Source organism: uncultured Cellulomonas sp. (genome assembly GCF_947494015.1).
Lineage (GTDB): Bacteria > Actinomycetota > Actinomycetes > Actinomycetales > Cellulomonadaceae > Pengzhenrongella.
The window spans coordinates 263,113-277,381 of the sequence record NZ_CANLTL010000001.1 but is presented as its reverse complement, the minus strand read 5'-3'; the positions used below and the strand labels follow the sequence as shown (position 1 = coordinate 277,381).

Here is a 14,269-nt window from a genome sequence, read left to right as displayed (position 1 = left end):
TCCAGGAGCTCGTCAGTCCATGACCTGCTCGAGCGTCCACCGGCCGGCGGTCCGCGCGACCACGGTCCGGGCGCCGTTGACCAGCGCGAGCTGCGGAGGCACGTGCCCGCAGTCGACGTCGAGCACCACCGGGACGCCGAGGGTGCCCAGCGCGTCCCGGACGGCGTCCTGCTGGGTGAGTCCCGGCGAGTCCGGGGCCGCGGTCCGGCCGACCAGGACGCCCGTCGCCGCGTCGAACCACCCGGCCAGGCGCATCCCGTGCAGCCGGCGCGCGGCCTCGAACGCGTCCGCCTCGGCGACCTCCAGGTAGACGACGGTGCCCTCGGGGGCGTGCCGCCCCGCGAATTCCGCCGCCGGCCCGTACGGCGTCCCGGAGAGGTTCGCCACCGTCTCCAGGCAGCCACCGATGAGCCGGCCGCGCAGGAGCACGTCACCTGCCGTCCCGTCCAGCAGCCGCCAGCCACCGGGCGCATCCAGGTGGTACTCGTCCACCTGGGGCGTGCGGACGTAGTCGTCCCACCCGGTCGAGCGGTAGCGCGCCGCCGGGCCCTGCCGCAGGGGCGCCCCGGGCGCCGCGGACGCCACGGCGTGCCACGCGAGCAACGGCTCCGGCACGGCGTACGGGGTGTCCATGAGGTTCGGCCCGTGCAGCGTGGCGATCCCCGTGCGCAGGGTCATCGCCGCGAGCAGCGTCGAGATGTCCGAGTACCCGACCAGCCAGGTCGGCTCCGCGGCCGCGACCGCGTCCCAGTCCAGGTGCGGCAGCAGGTCGATCGCGAGCTCGCCACCCCACGGCGGCACGACGGCGCGGACGGCCGGGTCCAGCAGCATGGCCATCAGCTCGCTCGCGCGCTCGCAGGCCGGCGCGCTGACCACGCCGTCCCCGGCCATGCAGCGGCCGACGACGACGTCGTAGCCCAGGTCCCGCAGCGTGCGCACGGCGTGGTCCAGCCGCGGGCGCAGGGCGTCCGCGACCCCGGCGGACGGGGAGGTGACGCCGATGCGGTCGCCCGGCCGCAGCGGCGCGGGGTACCGGATCACGGCGCCGCGGGGCCGTCCACCGGGCGACCGTCCGCCGCGTGACCGGCCGCCGGGCGACCGGCCACGGCCAGACCACCCGGCGCCCTGCCGTCCGGCACCCCGCCGGCCAGGCGCTGCCACAGGAACGTGTACGCCAGCGCGGTCATGTGCGCCGCCTGGGCGTTGGTCGCCGCCCCGCCGTGGCCGCCCTCGATGTTCTCGAAGTACGTGACGTCCTTGCCCAGCTCCAGCAGCCGCGCGGTCATCTTGCGCGCGTGGCCCGGGTGCACGCGGTCGTCCCGGGTCGACGTCGTCAGCAGCACCGGCGGGTAGGCCCGGTCGGCGTCGAGGAGGTGGTAGGGCGAGAACGTGCGCAGGAACGCCCAGTCGTCCGGGTCGTCCGGGTCGCCGTACTCGGCCATCCAGGACGCGCCCGCGAGCAGGTGGCTGTAGCGCCGCATGTCCAGCAGCGGCACCTGCACGACGGCCGCGCCGATGAGCTCGGGGTAGCGGACCAGCATGTTGCCGGTGAGCAGACCGCCGTTGCTGCCGCCCTGCACGCCGAGCCGCTGCGGTGTGGTGACCCCACGGTCGACCAGGTCCCGCGCGACGGCGGCGAAGTCCTCGTACGCGCGGTGCCGGTTCTCCCGCAGCGCGAGCTGGTGCCACCGCGGCCCGTACTCCCCGCCGCCGCGGATGTTCGCGACCGCGTACACCCCGCCGCGCGCGAGCCAGCCGCGGCCGAGCGCACCCGAGTAGGAGGGCGTCAGCGACACCTCGAAGCCGCCGTACCCGTACAGCAGGGTGGGTCCGCCGTCCGGCAGGCCGTCCGGCCGCACCAGGAAGTACGGCACCCGGGTGCCGTCGTCCGACGTCGCCATGTGCTGGCTGACGGTGTGCCCGGACCCGTCGAAGAAGGTCGGCGTCGACTTCAGCGCCTCGGCCGCGCCACCCACGGTGACCAGGGACAGCGTCGTGGGGGTCAGGTACCCGGTGGTGGTCATCCACAGGTCGTCGGACTCGTCGGGATCCACGCCGGCCACCGACACGGTGGTCAGCTCGGGCACGCCCGGCAGGTCCGACGTCGCCCAGCCCGCCTCGCCGGGGGTGAGGACCTGGAGCCGGTGCCGGACGTCGTCGAGCAGGGTCAGCACGAGGTGCGACCGGGTCCAGGTCAGCCCGGCCAGCGACGTGGTCGCGGTCGGGGTGAACAGCACCTCCAGGTCGCGCGACCCGGCGAGGTAGTCGTCGAGCCGGGCGGCCAGCAGGGAGCCGGCCGGGTACGACCGCCCGCCGACGGACCAGTCCTCGCGCGGCTCGACCAGCAGCCACTCGCGCTGCAGGCTCACCTCGGCGCTCTGCGGCACGTCGATCAGCGTCAGGGCGTCGTCGGCGCCGAGCAGGAAGACCTGCTGGCGGTAGAACGCGATCGCGCGCACGACGAGGTCCCGCTCGAAGCCCGGCGTCCGGTCGTGGTGCGCGGAGATGTACAGGTCGTCCGGCCGGCCCTCGAAGACGACCGGGGCGTCGGCCAGCGCCGTGCCGCGGGTCCACCGGCGCACCGTGCGGGGGTAGCCCGACGTCGTCATGGTGCCCGGTCCGACGTCGGTGTAGGCGAAGACGGTGTCCCGGTCCACCCAGCCGAGCCCGCCCTTGGCCTCCTCGCGCACGAACCCGTCCGCGACCCACTCCAGGGTCTGCAGGTCGAGCTCGCGCGTGACGTCGGCGTCCGAGCCGCCCCGCGACAGCGACACCAGGGCGCGTCGGAGGTCCGGCCGCAGCACCTGCGCGCCGTGCCACACCCAGCTCTCGCCCTCCGCCGCGCTCAGCGCGTCGAGGTCGAGCAGCGTCTCCCAGGCCGGGTCGTCGGTGCGGTACTGGTCGAGCGTGGTGCGCCGCCACACCCCCCGCTCGTGCTCGGCGTCGCGCCAGAAGTTGTACAGGTGCTCCCCGGCGCGGCCGACCATCGGGATCTTGGCGTCGGAGTCGAGGACCTCGAGGACCTCCCGCCGGATGTCGGTGAAGCCGGGACTCTCGGCGAGTCGGTCCAGGGCGTCGGCGTTGCGCTCGCGCACCCAGGCCAGGGCGTCTGCGCCCTCGACGTCCTCGAGCCATGCGTAGGGGTCGGTGTCCACCCGGGCATCATTCGTCCGTCCGCGGCGTGGGGGCAAACGCCCGGCCCCGGGCGACACGCCGACGACGTCCGCCACGCCGGTCGTCGTGCCCGGCGCGACCCGGCGGCTGCGGGTGCCGCGTGGGTGGGGCGGCTGTGTGCTCGCCTGGGGGCCACGCTGGGGGTGGCTGGGGACGACGGGACGTCGGACGCGGGCCCGGCCCGGTGATCCTGCAGGTGAGCGCGGTGTGTCGCGCTGTCCCCAGGCTGGGGACGGTCCGTCCACAGCGACCACTACACCTAGTGGTCGGGGGGCGGGCTGACCCCCAGGTCTGGTGTTGCACCGTTGTGATTCCCCCCGGGTGGGGCTACTGTGGACGTCATGCGGGGAGCCCCCGCGGCCGCCGACCTCGTGGGGGAACGATGAGCATCACCGTGTACAGCAAGCCCGCTTGCGTCCAGTGCAACGCGACCTACCGCGCCCTGGACAAGGCGGGTCTGGACTACACGATCGTGGACATCAGCATGGACCCCGACGCCCGCGACTACGTGATGTCCCTCGGGCACATGCAGGCGCCCGTCGTCGTGGCCGGCGCCGAGCACTGGTCGGGCTACCGCCCGGACCGGATCCGCTCCCTCGTCGAGAGCTCGGCCGTCGCGGTCGCCTGACGGCCGCCACCACGCGGGCGCCCGCACCGCGCACCACCCGACGCCTGCACACCCGCCGCGCCGCACCCGGCGCGAGCCGTCCGACCGGCCGCCCGCACCGGCCCCCGCTGCACGAGGAGAGGGCTGCGCCATGAGCTCGCTGGTCTACTTCTCGAGCGCGTCGGAGAACACCCACCGCTTCGTCGAGAAGCTCGGGCTCCCCGCGCAGCGCATCCCGCTGCTGCCCCACCAGGCCCCGCTGCGGGTGACCGAGCCGTACGTGCTCGTCGTCCCGACGTACGGCGGTGGCAACGGTGCGGGCGCGGTCCCGCGCCAGGTCGTGAAGTTCCTGAACGACGAGTCGAACCGGTCGCTGCTGCGCGGCGTGATCGGTGCCGGCAACACCAACTTCGGCGAGGCCTACCTCCTCGCCGCACACATCATCTCCGCCAAGTGCGCGGTGCCGTTCCTCTACGGCTTCGAGCTCATGGGCACACCAGAGGACGTCACGCGCGTCCGTGAAGGATTGGGACAGCTGTGGCAGCGATCACGACAGATACCGGCGTAGACGCGGACGCGGGGCTCGACTACCACGCGCTCAACGCGATGCTGAACCTGTACGGCCCGAACGGCGAGATCCAGTTCGACAAGGACCGGGCAGCGGCGCGCCAGTACTTCCTCCAGCACGTCAACCAGAACACGGTCTTCTTCCACAACCTGGCTGAGAAGCTCGAGTACCTGGTCGAGAACAAGTACTACGAGCCCGAGATCCTCGCGAAGTACGACTTCGCGTTCGTCAAGACGCTCTTCGAGTACGCCTACTCCAAGAAGTTCCGGTTCGAGACGTTCCTCGGCGCGTTCAAGTACTACACCTCGTACACGCTGAAGACCTTCGACGGCAAGCGCTACCTCGAGCGCTTCGAGGACCGCGTCTGCATGGTCGCCCTGACCCTGGCCGACGGCGACCAGGACTTCGCGGTCAGCATGGTCGACGAGATCATCGCGGGCCGGTTCCAGCCGGCGACGCCCACGTTCCTCAACTCGGGCAAGGCTCAGCGCGGTGAGGCCGTCTCGTGCTTCCTGCTGCGCATCGAGGACAACATGGAGTCCATCGCGCGCGGCATCAACTCCGCCCTGCAGCTGTCCAAGCGCGGGGGCGGGGTGGCGCTGCTGCTGAGCAACATCCGTGAGCACGGCGCGCCGATCAAGCACATCGAGAACCAGTCGTCCGGCGTCATCCCGGTGATGAAGCTGCTCGAGGACTCCTTCTCCTACGCCAACCAGCTCGGCGCGCGCCAGGGCGCCGGTGCGGTCTACCTGCACGCGCACCACCCGGACATCCTGCGGTTCCTGGACACCAAGCGGGAGAACGCGGACGAGAAGATCCGCATCAAGACGCTCTCGCTCGGCGTCGTCATCCCGGACATCACGTTCGAGCTGGCGAAGAAGAACGAGGAGATGTACCTGTTCTCCCCGTACGACGTCGAGCGCGTCTACGGGGTGCCGTTCGCGGACATCTCGGTCACCGAGAAGTACCACGAGATGGTCGACGACCGTCGCATCCGCAAGACCAAGATCAAGGCGCGCGAGTTCTTCCAGACCCTCGCCGAGATCCAGTTCGAGTCCGGCTACCCGTACCTCATGTTCGAGGACACGGTGAACAAGGCGAACCCCATCGCCGGCCGCGTGACGCACTCCAACCTCTGCTCGGAGATCCTCCAGGTCGCGACGCCGTCGCAGTACAACGACGACCTGTCCTACAGCCACGTCGGCAAGGACATCTCGTGCAACCTGGGCTCGATGAACATCGCCCTGGCGATGGACTCCCCGGACCTGGGTGCGACGGTCGAGACGGCCATCCGCGCGCTGACCGCGGTCTCGGACCAGACGAGCATCGAGTCCGTCCCGTCGGTCAAGCGTGCCAACGACGCCGGGCACGCCATCGGCCTCGGCCAGATGAACCTGCACGGGTACCTGGCCCGCGAGCGGGTGCACTACGGCTCGGCCGAGGGCCTGGACTTCACGAACATCTACTTCTACACGGTCGCCTACCACGCGATCCGGGCCTCCAACCGGCTCGCGATCGAGCGGGGCCGGGCGTTCGAGGGCTTCGAGGACTCGGCCTACGCGAGCGGGGAGTACTTCGCGAAGTACGTCGACCGTGCGTGGGAGCCGCAGACCGAGCGCGTCCGGGAGCTGTTCGCGCAGTCCGGGGTGCACATCCCGACCCAGGACGACTGGCGCGCCCTGGCGGAGTCGGTGCGGCAGTTCGGCATCTACAACATGTACCTGCAGGCGGTCCCGCCCACGGGCTCGATCTCCTACATCAACAACTCGACCTCCTCGATCCACCCGGTCGCGTCGAAGATCGAGATCCGCAAGGAGGGCAAGATCGGGCGCGTCTACTACCCGGCGCCCTTCCTGACGAACGACAACCTGGAGTACTACCAGGATGCGTACGAGATCGGCTACGAGAAGATCATCGACACCTACGCGGCGGCCACCCAGCACGTCGACCAGGGCCTGTCGCTGACGTTGTTCTTCAAGGACACCGCGACCACGCGTGACATCAACAAGGCGCAGATCTACGCCTGGCGCAAGGGCATCAAGACGCTCTACTACATCCGGTTGCGGCAGATGGCGCTGGAGGGCACCGAGGTCGAGGGCTGCGTGTCGTGCATGCTCTGATCTCTGCTGCGGCCGGCTCGCGGCATGGGTCCGCGGACCTGCCCCCGACCCGCTCGGCGTGGCCGTCGCCCCCCTCCCCGATCGCCTCGGTGGTCGTCCTCGACTCGATGGAAGTTGGACTGTCATGACGGAGAAGCTCAAGCTGGTCAGCCGGGTGTCGGCGATCAACTGGAACCGCCTCGAGGACGACAAGGACGCCGAGGTCTGGGACCGGCTGGTCGGCAACTTCTGGCTGCCCGAGAAGGTGCCGGTGTCCAACGACATCCAGTCCTGGGCGACGCTGAAGCCGGTCGAGCAGGAGCTGACGATGCGGGTCTTCACCGGCCTGACGCTGCTCGACACGATCCAGGGCACGGTCGGCGCCGTGTCGCTCATCCCGGACGCGCTCACCCCGCACGAGGAGGCCGTCTACACGAACATCGCGTTCATGGAGTCGGTGCACGCCAAGTCGTACTCGTCGATCTTCTCCACGCTGTGCTCCACGCGGGAGATCGACGACGCCTTCCGCTGGTCCGAGGACAACCGGAACCTGCAGCGCAAGGCCGAGATCGTCATGGACTACTACCGCGGTGACGACCCGCTCAAGCGCAAGGTCGCCAGCACCCTGCTGGAGTCGTTCCTGTTCTACTCCGGCTTCTACCTGCCGATGTACTGGTCGTCGCGGGCCAAGCTCACCAACACGGCCGACCTCATCCGCCTGATCATCCGTGACGAGGCGGTGCACGGGTACTACATCGGCTACAAGTTCCAGAAGGGCCTCGAGCGCGTCGACGACGCGACCCGTCAGGAGCTCAAGGACTACACCTACGAGCTGCTCTTCGAGCTGTACGACAACGAGGTGGAGTACACCCAGGACCTCTACGACGGCGTCGGGCTCACCGAAGACGTCAAGAAGTTCCTGCGGTACAACGCCAACAAGGCGCTGATGAACCTCGGGTACGAGGCGCTCTTCCCGCGCGACGAGACCGACGTCAACCCGGCGATCCTGTCCGCGCTGTCGCCGAACGCCGACGAGAACCACGACTTCTTCTCCGGGTCCGGCTCGTCGTACGTCATCGGCAAGGCGGTCAACACCGAGGACGAGGACTGGGACTTCTGACCGTCCCGCACCGCGGCGGGCGCGCCGGCCCGCGGGGCCGTCGCGTCCCGGCGGGATGAGCGACATCGACCACGACGACGACCCGCGCCGCTGGAAGGCGCTGTCGGTCTGCCTGACGGCCGGCTTCATGACGCTGCTGGACGTGAGCATCGTCAACGTCGCCCTGCCGTCGATCCGCGACTCGCTCGGCGCGTCCGACGCGGCGCTGCAGTGGGTCGTCTCGGGGTACGCGCTGAGCTTCGGGCTCGTGCTCGTGGCCGCCGGCCGGCTGGGCGACGCCCGCGGCCGGCGCACGATGTTCCTCGTCGGTGTCGTCGTGTTCACCGTGGCCAGCCTGCTCGCCGGGGTGGCGCAGACCGCCGCGTGGCTGGTGGCCGCCCGCCTGGTCCAGGGCGTGGGCGGCGGCATCATCAACCCGCAGGTCTCCGGGCTGATCCAGCAGCTGTTCCGGGGTGCCGAGCGCGGGCGTGCGTTCGGGCGGCTGGGGACGACCATCGGGATCTCCACCGCCGTCGGACCAGTGCTCGGTGGGCTGCTCATCGCGGCCTTCGGGCCGGACGACGGCTGGCGGTGGATCTTCCTGGTCAATCTGCCGGTGGGCGCCCTGGCCGTCGTCCTCGCTCTGCGGTACCTGGACCGGACCTCCGAGCGGGCGCGCGCCGCCGACCTGGACCCGCTCGGCGCCGTCCTGCTCGGCGGGGGTGTGACCGGGATCCTGTGGCCGCTGGTGTCGGAGCGGTGGGCGGCGCCGGAGGCCGCGCTCCTCGCTGCCGGCGTCGTGCTCCTGGTGGCGTTCGTCCTGTGGGAGCGACGGGTGAGCGGGCGCGGTGGGACGCCGATGGTCCAGCTGTCCCTGTTCAGACGACCCGGCTACGCGACCGGCGCACTGCTCGCACTGGTCTACTTCTCCGGGTTCACCGGGATCTTCTTCGTGCTCACGCTGTTCTTCCAGACCGGTCTCGGGTACACGCCGCTCCAGGCCGGAGCCGCGATCACGCCGTTCGCCCTCGGGTCCGCGGTGATGGCCTGGGTCGGCGGGCGGCTGGTGCACCGCCGCGGGCGGCAGGTCGTCGTCGTGGGTCTGCTGCTCGTGGTCGTCGGGCTCACCGCGACCGACGTCCTCATCGCGACCCAGGGCGAGTCGTCCCGCACGGGGCTGTGGACGGTCGTGCCGCTGCTGCTGGCCGGGCTCGGCAGCGGGCTGGTCATCTCGCCGAACCAGACCATCACCCTCGCCCAGGTGCCGGTGGACCAGGCCGGTGCCGCCGGTGGGGTGCTGCAGACGGGGCAACGACTGGGGGCTGCTGCGGGGATCGCCCTGGTCGGCGCGCTCTACTTCGCCGGCGCGGCCGACGGGGACCAGTCCGCCGGGGCCGCCCACGGCCTGCGCGCCGCGATCGCGCTCACCGGCGCGGCGCTCGTGATCGGTCTGGTCGACCTCGTCCGACGACGCCGCGACGAGGCGGCCCCCGAGCGTCCCGCGCCGTCCGGGGCGGCGCGCCGGTCCGGGTAGGCCTTCGGTCCCGAAGCGGCGGGTCGCCCTCGAGGGAGGCTGGGGCCATGAGCTCACGCCATGCTGACCTGCTCCTCCGGCTGGCCGTCGTCGGGCTGCTGTCGGGGCATGCGGCCGTCCACGGTCTCTCGGTCGGGTCGCGACTCGGGTGGTCCGGCGCGGCTCCGGCGGGTGCGGCGGACGCGGCCGGCGCGGTGCTGTGGTTCGTCGCCGGGCTGATGGTCCTGGACACCGCCGTGCTGGTGGCGGTGCGTTCGCGTCACTGGTGGGCGCTGGGTGGCGCGGCGGCGCTCGTGTCCCAGGTGGCGGTCGTGTCGGCGTGGCCGGACGCGTGGACGGGGACGGTGGTCAACGCCGCGGTGCTCAGCGCGTGCCTGCACGCATCCACCCGTGCCTCGCACGGGTCGGGGCCGACGCCTGCGGTCCTGCCCCGGGCGTAGGTGCAAGGTGCCCGGGTGCGTGGTGCGCCTACAGGGTGCAGAAGTGCCGGACCAGCTCGGCGGCGGGCTCGACCAGCGCCGTCTCTCCCGGCACCAGCGACGGGTCTTCACCGCGGATCCGCACCGCCTGCGCCAGGTGGGGCACCGGGTCGTCGTCGGCGGCGGTGAGGAAGGCGGCCAGCAGGGCCCGCGCGGCCTTGGAGTACTCGACGTCGTCCTCGTCGACCGCGACCTCCGCGATGATGACCGCGGTCACGGCGACGTCCAGGGCGGCCGGGCCGGTCCGGGCCACCTCCCAGTCGACGAGCACCGGCCCGTGGCGCTCGCTGAGGATCACGTTCGCCGGGTGCAGCGCGAGGTGCACGACGCCGTCGCGCTCACCGGGGGGCGGGGGGACCGCGTGCAGGCGCCGGTGCAGGTCGGCCAGCAGGTGGCCGGCCTCCGGGATGCCGGTCTCGCCGGCGGCCAGCGACTGCAGCAGCGTGGGTCCGTGCAGCCGCTCCATCTCCAGGTCGAGCCCGTGGGCGGCGAACACCTCGGGCACCGGGAAGCCGTGCGCGCCGAGGTGGCGCATGATCTCGACCTCGCGGGACAGGTCGTGCTGCTCGCGGTACCGGCGCACCACCCGCTCGTCGTCGAGCAGGTAGATGACGGCGGTGGAGCCCACCGTGAGCACGGGGCCCGGGCCCGCGTCGGGGTCTGTGGCTTCCGATGACCTCATGACATGACGGTAGTACCGGCTGTCGCCGATGTCCCGTGGCGGCCGACCCCCGGCCGACCACCGGCAGAACGCGGCGGCCGGGACGCTCAGTCAGCGGCCGAGGTGCTCGAGCAGCTCGACGGCGCGCGTGCGTGAGTCCGGCAGCGGTTCGAGCCACACCCGCGGCGGCTGGCGGACCAGGTCCTGGGCACCGTGCGAGCGGGCGTGCTCGGCCAGGCGTGTGCGCAGCTCGAGCGCCTGCGGGCCGAGGTCCGACGCGCGCTCCACGAGCACGGCGAACACGCCCCGCCCCAGCGCCGCCATCGGGTAGCCCTCGCCGTACAGCAGCGTGAGCCCCTCCCCGACGATCGCCGACCGGACGATCCGCGACCACGGCGCCAGGGGTTGGGCCTCGACGTCGACGACCAGCAGCGCGTGGGTCTCGGTGGCCCGGGCACCGGCGCGCTGGGCGGACCCGTACGTCTCCCCGAGCCGCACGCCGAGGTACTCGGCGGTCGGCAGCCCCGAGTCGGGGTCGATGCAGTGCGTCAGCGCCGGCGCGGCGGCGTGGTCGGCAGCCCAGCCCTCGCAGACGGCGCGGACGAGCTCGAGCGGCGGGGCGTCGTCCCCGAGCGCGCGGAACAGGCACGCCAGGTCGTCGATCGTCTCGCTGATGCCGACCCCGGCGGCGGCGCGCGCGGCACCCAGCCGTTCGGCGGCGGGCACCGGGTCCGAGCCGTCGAGGACGGCCTCGACGAGGGCGTCCACCGCCGGGTGGTACCAGTCCGCGGGGCGCAGCCAGACGGACGCGACGCTGCTGGACTGCCAGCGCTCGCGCACGTCGGGCGGCATGCCGGCCGACCGGTAGGTGGTCCTCACGGTGGATGAGAGTGTCCGAGGCGTCCGGTATGACGCGACATGGGACGGCGATTTTTTCACCAGGGCGGCGCATCGCCAGCGCGCCTGCATCCGTGGCACCCTGTCGGGTGACAGGCCCGGGGGCGGAGAGGCGGCGAGGTGAGCGAGACAGCCGCAGCGTGGGGAGACGACTGCTCCGACGCTGAGCTCATCACTGCTGCCCGCGTGGGGGACTCCGAGGCGTTCGGTGCCCTGTACACCCGGCATGCGGCAGCGGCCCGCACGGTCGCGCGGCAGTACACGCGATCCTCCGCCGACGCCGAGGACGTCGTGGGGGACGCGTTCGCCAAGGTCTACACGGTGGTCCGCGGCGGCGGCGGCCCGGACGTGGCCTTCCGCGCGTACCTGTTCACGGTGATCCGCCGGCTCGCCCACGCGCGCGCCGAGAGCGGTCGCCGCGTCCAGCCCACCGACGACATGGCCACGTTCGAGACCGCGTTCGGTCCGGTCGGCGGGGTCGACGACCCGGCGCTGGCCGGCTTCGAGCGCGGCGTGGTCGCCCGTGCCTACGGCTCGCTGCCCGAACGGTGGCAGGCGGTCCTGTGGTACACGGAGATCGAGCGGCTCGCGCCGGCGCAGATCGCCCCGCTGCTCGGGCTGACCGCGAACGGCGTCGCCGCGCTGGCCTACCGGGCGCGTGAGGGTCTGCGCGAGGCGTACCTGCAGCAGCACCTGGTCGGCGCGCCGACCGAGGCCTGCCGCAGCGTCAACGGCAAGCTCGGCGCGTACGTCCGGGGCGGGCTCGCCAAGCGCGAGACCGCGCACGTGCGTGAGCACCTCGAGATCTGCGCGACCTGCCGCGACCTGGTGCTCGAGCTCGGGGACGTCAACCACGGGCTGCGCGGGATCATCGCCCCCCTGGTGCTGGGCGTGGCCGGGCTCGGCGTCCTGTCCGCGCCGCTGCCGGTCGGGGTGCTGGCCTCGGCGGGCGCTGCCGGCTCGGCGGGCGCCGCCGGGTCCGCGGCGGCGACCTCCGGCGTGGGTGGTGCGGCGGGTACCGGCGCGGCGGTCGGTGGTGGTGGCGCCGTCGGCAGCGGCTCGGGGGCTGCCGCCGGAGCCGGGTCCGGTGTGGCGGCGGGCACCGGCTCGGGCGTCGCGGCGGGGTCGGCCGGAGGCGGCGCCGTCGGCGGTGCGGCTGCCGGGACGTCCGGCGCCACCGCGGGGTCGCTGGGTGCGGGCGCCACCACCGGCGCGGCGGTCGGTGGTGGGAGCGCATCCGCCGGGGTGGCGGGCGCCGCCGGGACCGGCGCGGTCACCGCGGGCACCACGGCTGCCGCCGGGGCGGCGACCGCGGGGACCGGAGCGGTCGGTGCCGGCGCAGGTGCTGCATCGGTCGGTGGCGCGGTGACGGGTACGGCAGCCGCCGGGTCCGCGGCCGCGGCCTCGGTGGCCGGCGGGTCCGTGCTCGGTACCTCCGTGGTGGGCGGCTCCGTGGTCGGCGGCTCGGTGGTGGGCGGCACGGCAGGTGCCGGTGCGCTGGGCGCCGGTGCGCTGGGCGCCGGGTCGGCAGCCGCCGCCGGGACCACGGCCGCGGGTGCCACGGCGGCGGGCGCCGTGGGCTCGGTGGCCGCCGGCGCTACGGCCTCGGGTGCGACAGCGATGGGTGCGACCGCCATCGGGGCGGGTGCCACCGCAGCCGGTGCGACGGCGGCCGGTGCCACGGCTGCGGGCGCCTCCGTGGTGGGGGCGACGGCGGCGGGTGCCACGGCGATGGGTGCTGGTGCCGCGGGCGCCGGCGCACTGGCTGGTGGGGGCGTCGGTGCCCTGGTCGGCGCGCTGCCCGGTGGCGTCGCAGGGGCCGTGACCGCAGGGGTCGTCGGGGTGTCGCTCGCCGTGGGCGGCGCCATCGTGACCGAGCCCGCCCCGACGTCGCCGTCGTCGCAGGTCGTCGGCCAGGTGCAGCCGACCCTGCAGCCGACCCCGCAGCCACCCGCCGCGACACCCGCACCGTCGCCGCAGCCCGGGACGCCGCCGGAGACGACGCCCGTCGTCCCGGTCGCACCGGCCACCGTGATCCCCGCGCCGGACCCCGCTGTGACGCCGGTGGTCCCGCAGCCCGCCCCGGCGCCGCAGGTCACCGGGCCGGTCACCGAGCCCGCCCCGCAGCCCGAACCGCGGCCCGATGTCGTGACGGACCCGGTACCCGCCGAGCCGGTGCCGGCGCCCGACCCGGTGCCCGACCCCGTCCCGGACCCGGATCCGCTGCCTGACCCGGGTCCCGTCGTTCCGGCCGAGCCGGCCCCCGCCAGCCTGTCCATCACCGAGCTGACCGACGCCGTCGTGCTCGTGCCCGGGTCGACCCGTCGCGTGCGGGTGACCGTCGCGAACACCGGTCAGAGCGGCGCGACGGACCTGCGCGCGATCCTGGACCTGCCCGCCGCGCTCGGCCTGGGCACGGTCCCGCCCGTCGGTCCCGACGGGTGGGCGCCGTGCGCGGACGACGCGCCGGGCACGCCGTTCGAGTTCTGCATGCCGGCACTGGCCGGCGGCGCCAGTGCCCAGCTGACCGCGGTCGTCGGGCCGCGTGCCGGCGCGATCCTGCCGCCGGGATCGGCCATCGGCGTGCGGGTCCAGGGTGCCGGGCTGGTGACCGTGGTCCGGTCGGTGCCGACGGCGCTGCTCCTCCCGCAGGTCACGCTGTCCGTGCCGGACAGCGTGGCGCTGGTCGTCAACCAGCCGAGCGTCGTCCGGTTCGCGGTCCTCAACGCCGGCGGTGCCGAGGCGTCCGACGTCGTGGCCGCCGTGACGCTCCCGCCGGGGGTGCGCTGGGACGGCTCGGCCGAGGAGTCCCTGCCGTGGCGGTGCGCCTCCGACGGCCCGCTCGTGCTGTGCCGCCTGGACCGGCTGGCCGCCGGGGTCGGTGACGAGCCGTCGTCGGCGGGCCTGTCCCTGACCCTGGTCGCCGAGCCGGCGGCGGTCGGTGCGGGCGGGGGCGACCTCGTGCTCACCGTGACCGACGCCAGCGGCAGCACGACCACCCGGCGTGCGGCCGTCCAGGTCACCGACCGCGGGACCGTCGAGTCCGACGCCTCCAGCACGCCCGTCCCCCCGCCGGCGCCGTCACCGTCGCCCTCGACGCCGGGAGCACCCGGCGCCGGCTGAGCAGGGGCTCGGCCGCGGCGCCGTCCTG

At 73.4% G+C, this 14,269-nt stretch carries 11 protein-coding genes; 7 read left to right on the top strand and 4 right to left on the bottom strand.

What is annotated here, in order from left to right; all coding sequences use genetic code 11:
- Positions 1–12 precede the first annotated feature (12 nt).
- Together Q0840_RS01220 and Q0840_RS01215 are read right to left on the bottom strand one after the other, a co-directional pair.
- Positions 13–1,041: a S66 peptidase family protein gene (locus tag Q0840_RS01220; RefSeq protein ID WP_298455117.1), complete on the bottom strand. Its 1,029-nt coding sequence runs from the start codon at positions 1,039–1,041 to the stop codon at positions 13–15.
- On the bottom strand, positions 1,038–3,155 hold the full coding sequence (locus tag Q0840_RS01215) for a prolyl oligopeptidase family protein (protein ID WP_298455114.1): 2,118 nt from the start codon (positions 3,153–3,155) through the stop codon (positions 1,038–1,040). The genes Q0840_RS01220 and Q0840_RS01215 overlap by 4 nt, the downstream gene beginning before the upstream one ends.
- A gap of 401 nt (positions 3,156–3,556) precedes the next feature.
- Between Q0840_RS01215 and nrdH the strand changes: the two genes are divergently transcribed.
- From nrdH to Q0840_RS01185, 6 genes are all read left to right on the top strand, one after another.
- Entirely contained in the window at positions 3,557–3,802 is a 246-nt protein-coding gene (gene nrdH, locus Q0840_RS01210; protein ID WP_298455111.1) for a glutaredoxin-like protein NrdH, read from the top strand.
- Between the two features lie 130 nt (positions 3,803–3,932).
- Positions 3,933–4,349 (top strand): class Ib ribonucleoside-diphosphate reductase assembly flavoprotein NrdI, encoded by a 417-nt coding sequence (gene nrdI, locus Q0840_RS01205; RefSeq protein ID WP_298455108.1) that lies wholly within the window; start codon positions 3,933–3,935, stop codon positions 4,347–4,349.
- Positions 4,319–6,469 carry a class 1b ribonucleoside-diphosphate reductase subunit alpha gene (gene nrdE / locus Q0840_RS01200; RefSeq protein ID WP_298455105.1) on the top strand — a complete coding sequence of 717 codons (2,151 nt, stop codon included), beginning with the start codon at positions 4,319–4,321 and terminating at the stop codon, positions 6,467–6,469. Before nrdI ends, nrdE begins: the two co-directional genes overlap by 31 nt.
- Before the next feature lie 124 nt (positions 6,470–6,593).
- A complete protein-coding gene (gene nrdF, locus Q0840_RS01195; protein ID WP_298455102.1) occupies positions 6,594–7,568 on the top strand; it encodes a class 1b ribonucleoside-diphosphate reductase subunit beta in 975 nt (324 codons plus the stop codon).
- 55 nt (positions 7,569–7,623) lie between these two features.
- The gene (locus Q0840_RS01190; RefSeq protein WP_298455099.1) at positions 7,624–9,081 is read left to right on the top strand and encodes an MFS transporter; all 1,458 of its coding nucleotides are present in this window, start codon (positions 7,624–7,626) and stop codon (positions 9,079–9,081) included.
- Positions 9,082–9,128: 47 nt separating this feature from the next.
- Positions 9,129–9,521: a hypothetical protein gene (locus Q0840_RS01185; RefSeq protein WP_298455096.1), complete on the top strand. Its 393-nt coding sequence runs from the start codon at positions 9,129–9,131 to the stop codon at positions 9,519–9,521.
- A gap of 28 nt (positions 9,522–9,549) precedes the next feature.
- Here the strand turns inward: Q0840_RS01185 and Q0840_RS01180 are convergent, their stop codons facing one another.
- Positions 9,550–10,242, bottom strand: coding sequence for a phosphotransferase (locus tag Q0840_RS01180; RefSeq protein ID WP_298455092.1), 693 nt, complete (start codon positions 10,240–10,242; stop codon positions 9,550–9,552).
- A 90-nt stretch (positions 10,243–10,332) separates the two neighbouring features.
- Positions 10,333–11,100: a hypothetical protein gene (locus tag Q0840_RS01175; protein ID WP_298455089.1), complete on the bottom strand. Its 768-nt coding sequence runs from the start codon at positions 11,098–11,100 to the stop codon at positions 10,333–10,335.
- 138 nt (positions 11,101–11,238) lie between these two features.
- Between Q0840_RS01175 and Q0840_RS01170 the strand changes: the two genes are divergently transcribed.
- Entirely contained in the window at positions 11,239–14,241 is a 3,003-nt protein-coding gene (locus Q0840_RS01170; RefSeq protein WP_298455086.1) for a sigma-70 family RNA polymerase sigma factor, read from the top strand.
- Positions 14,242–14,269 lie beyond the last annotated feature (28 nt).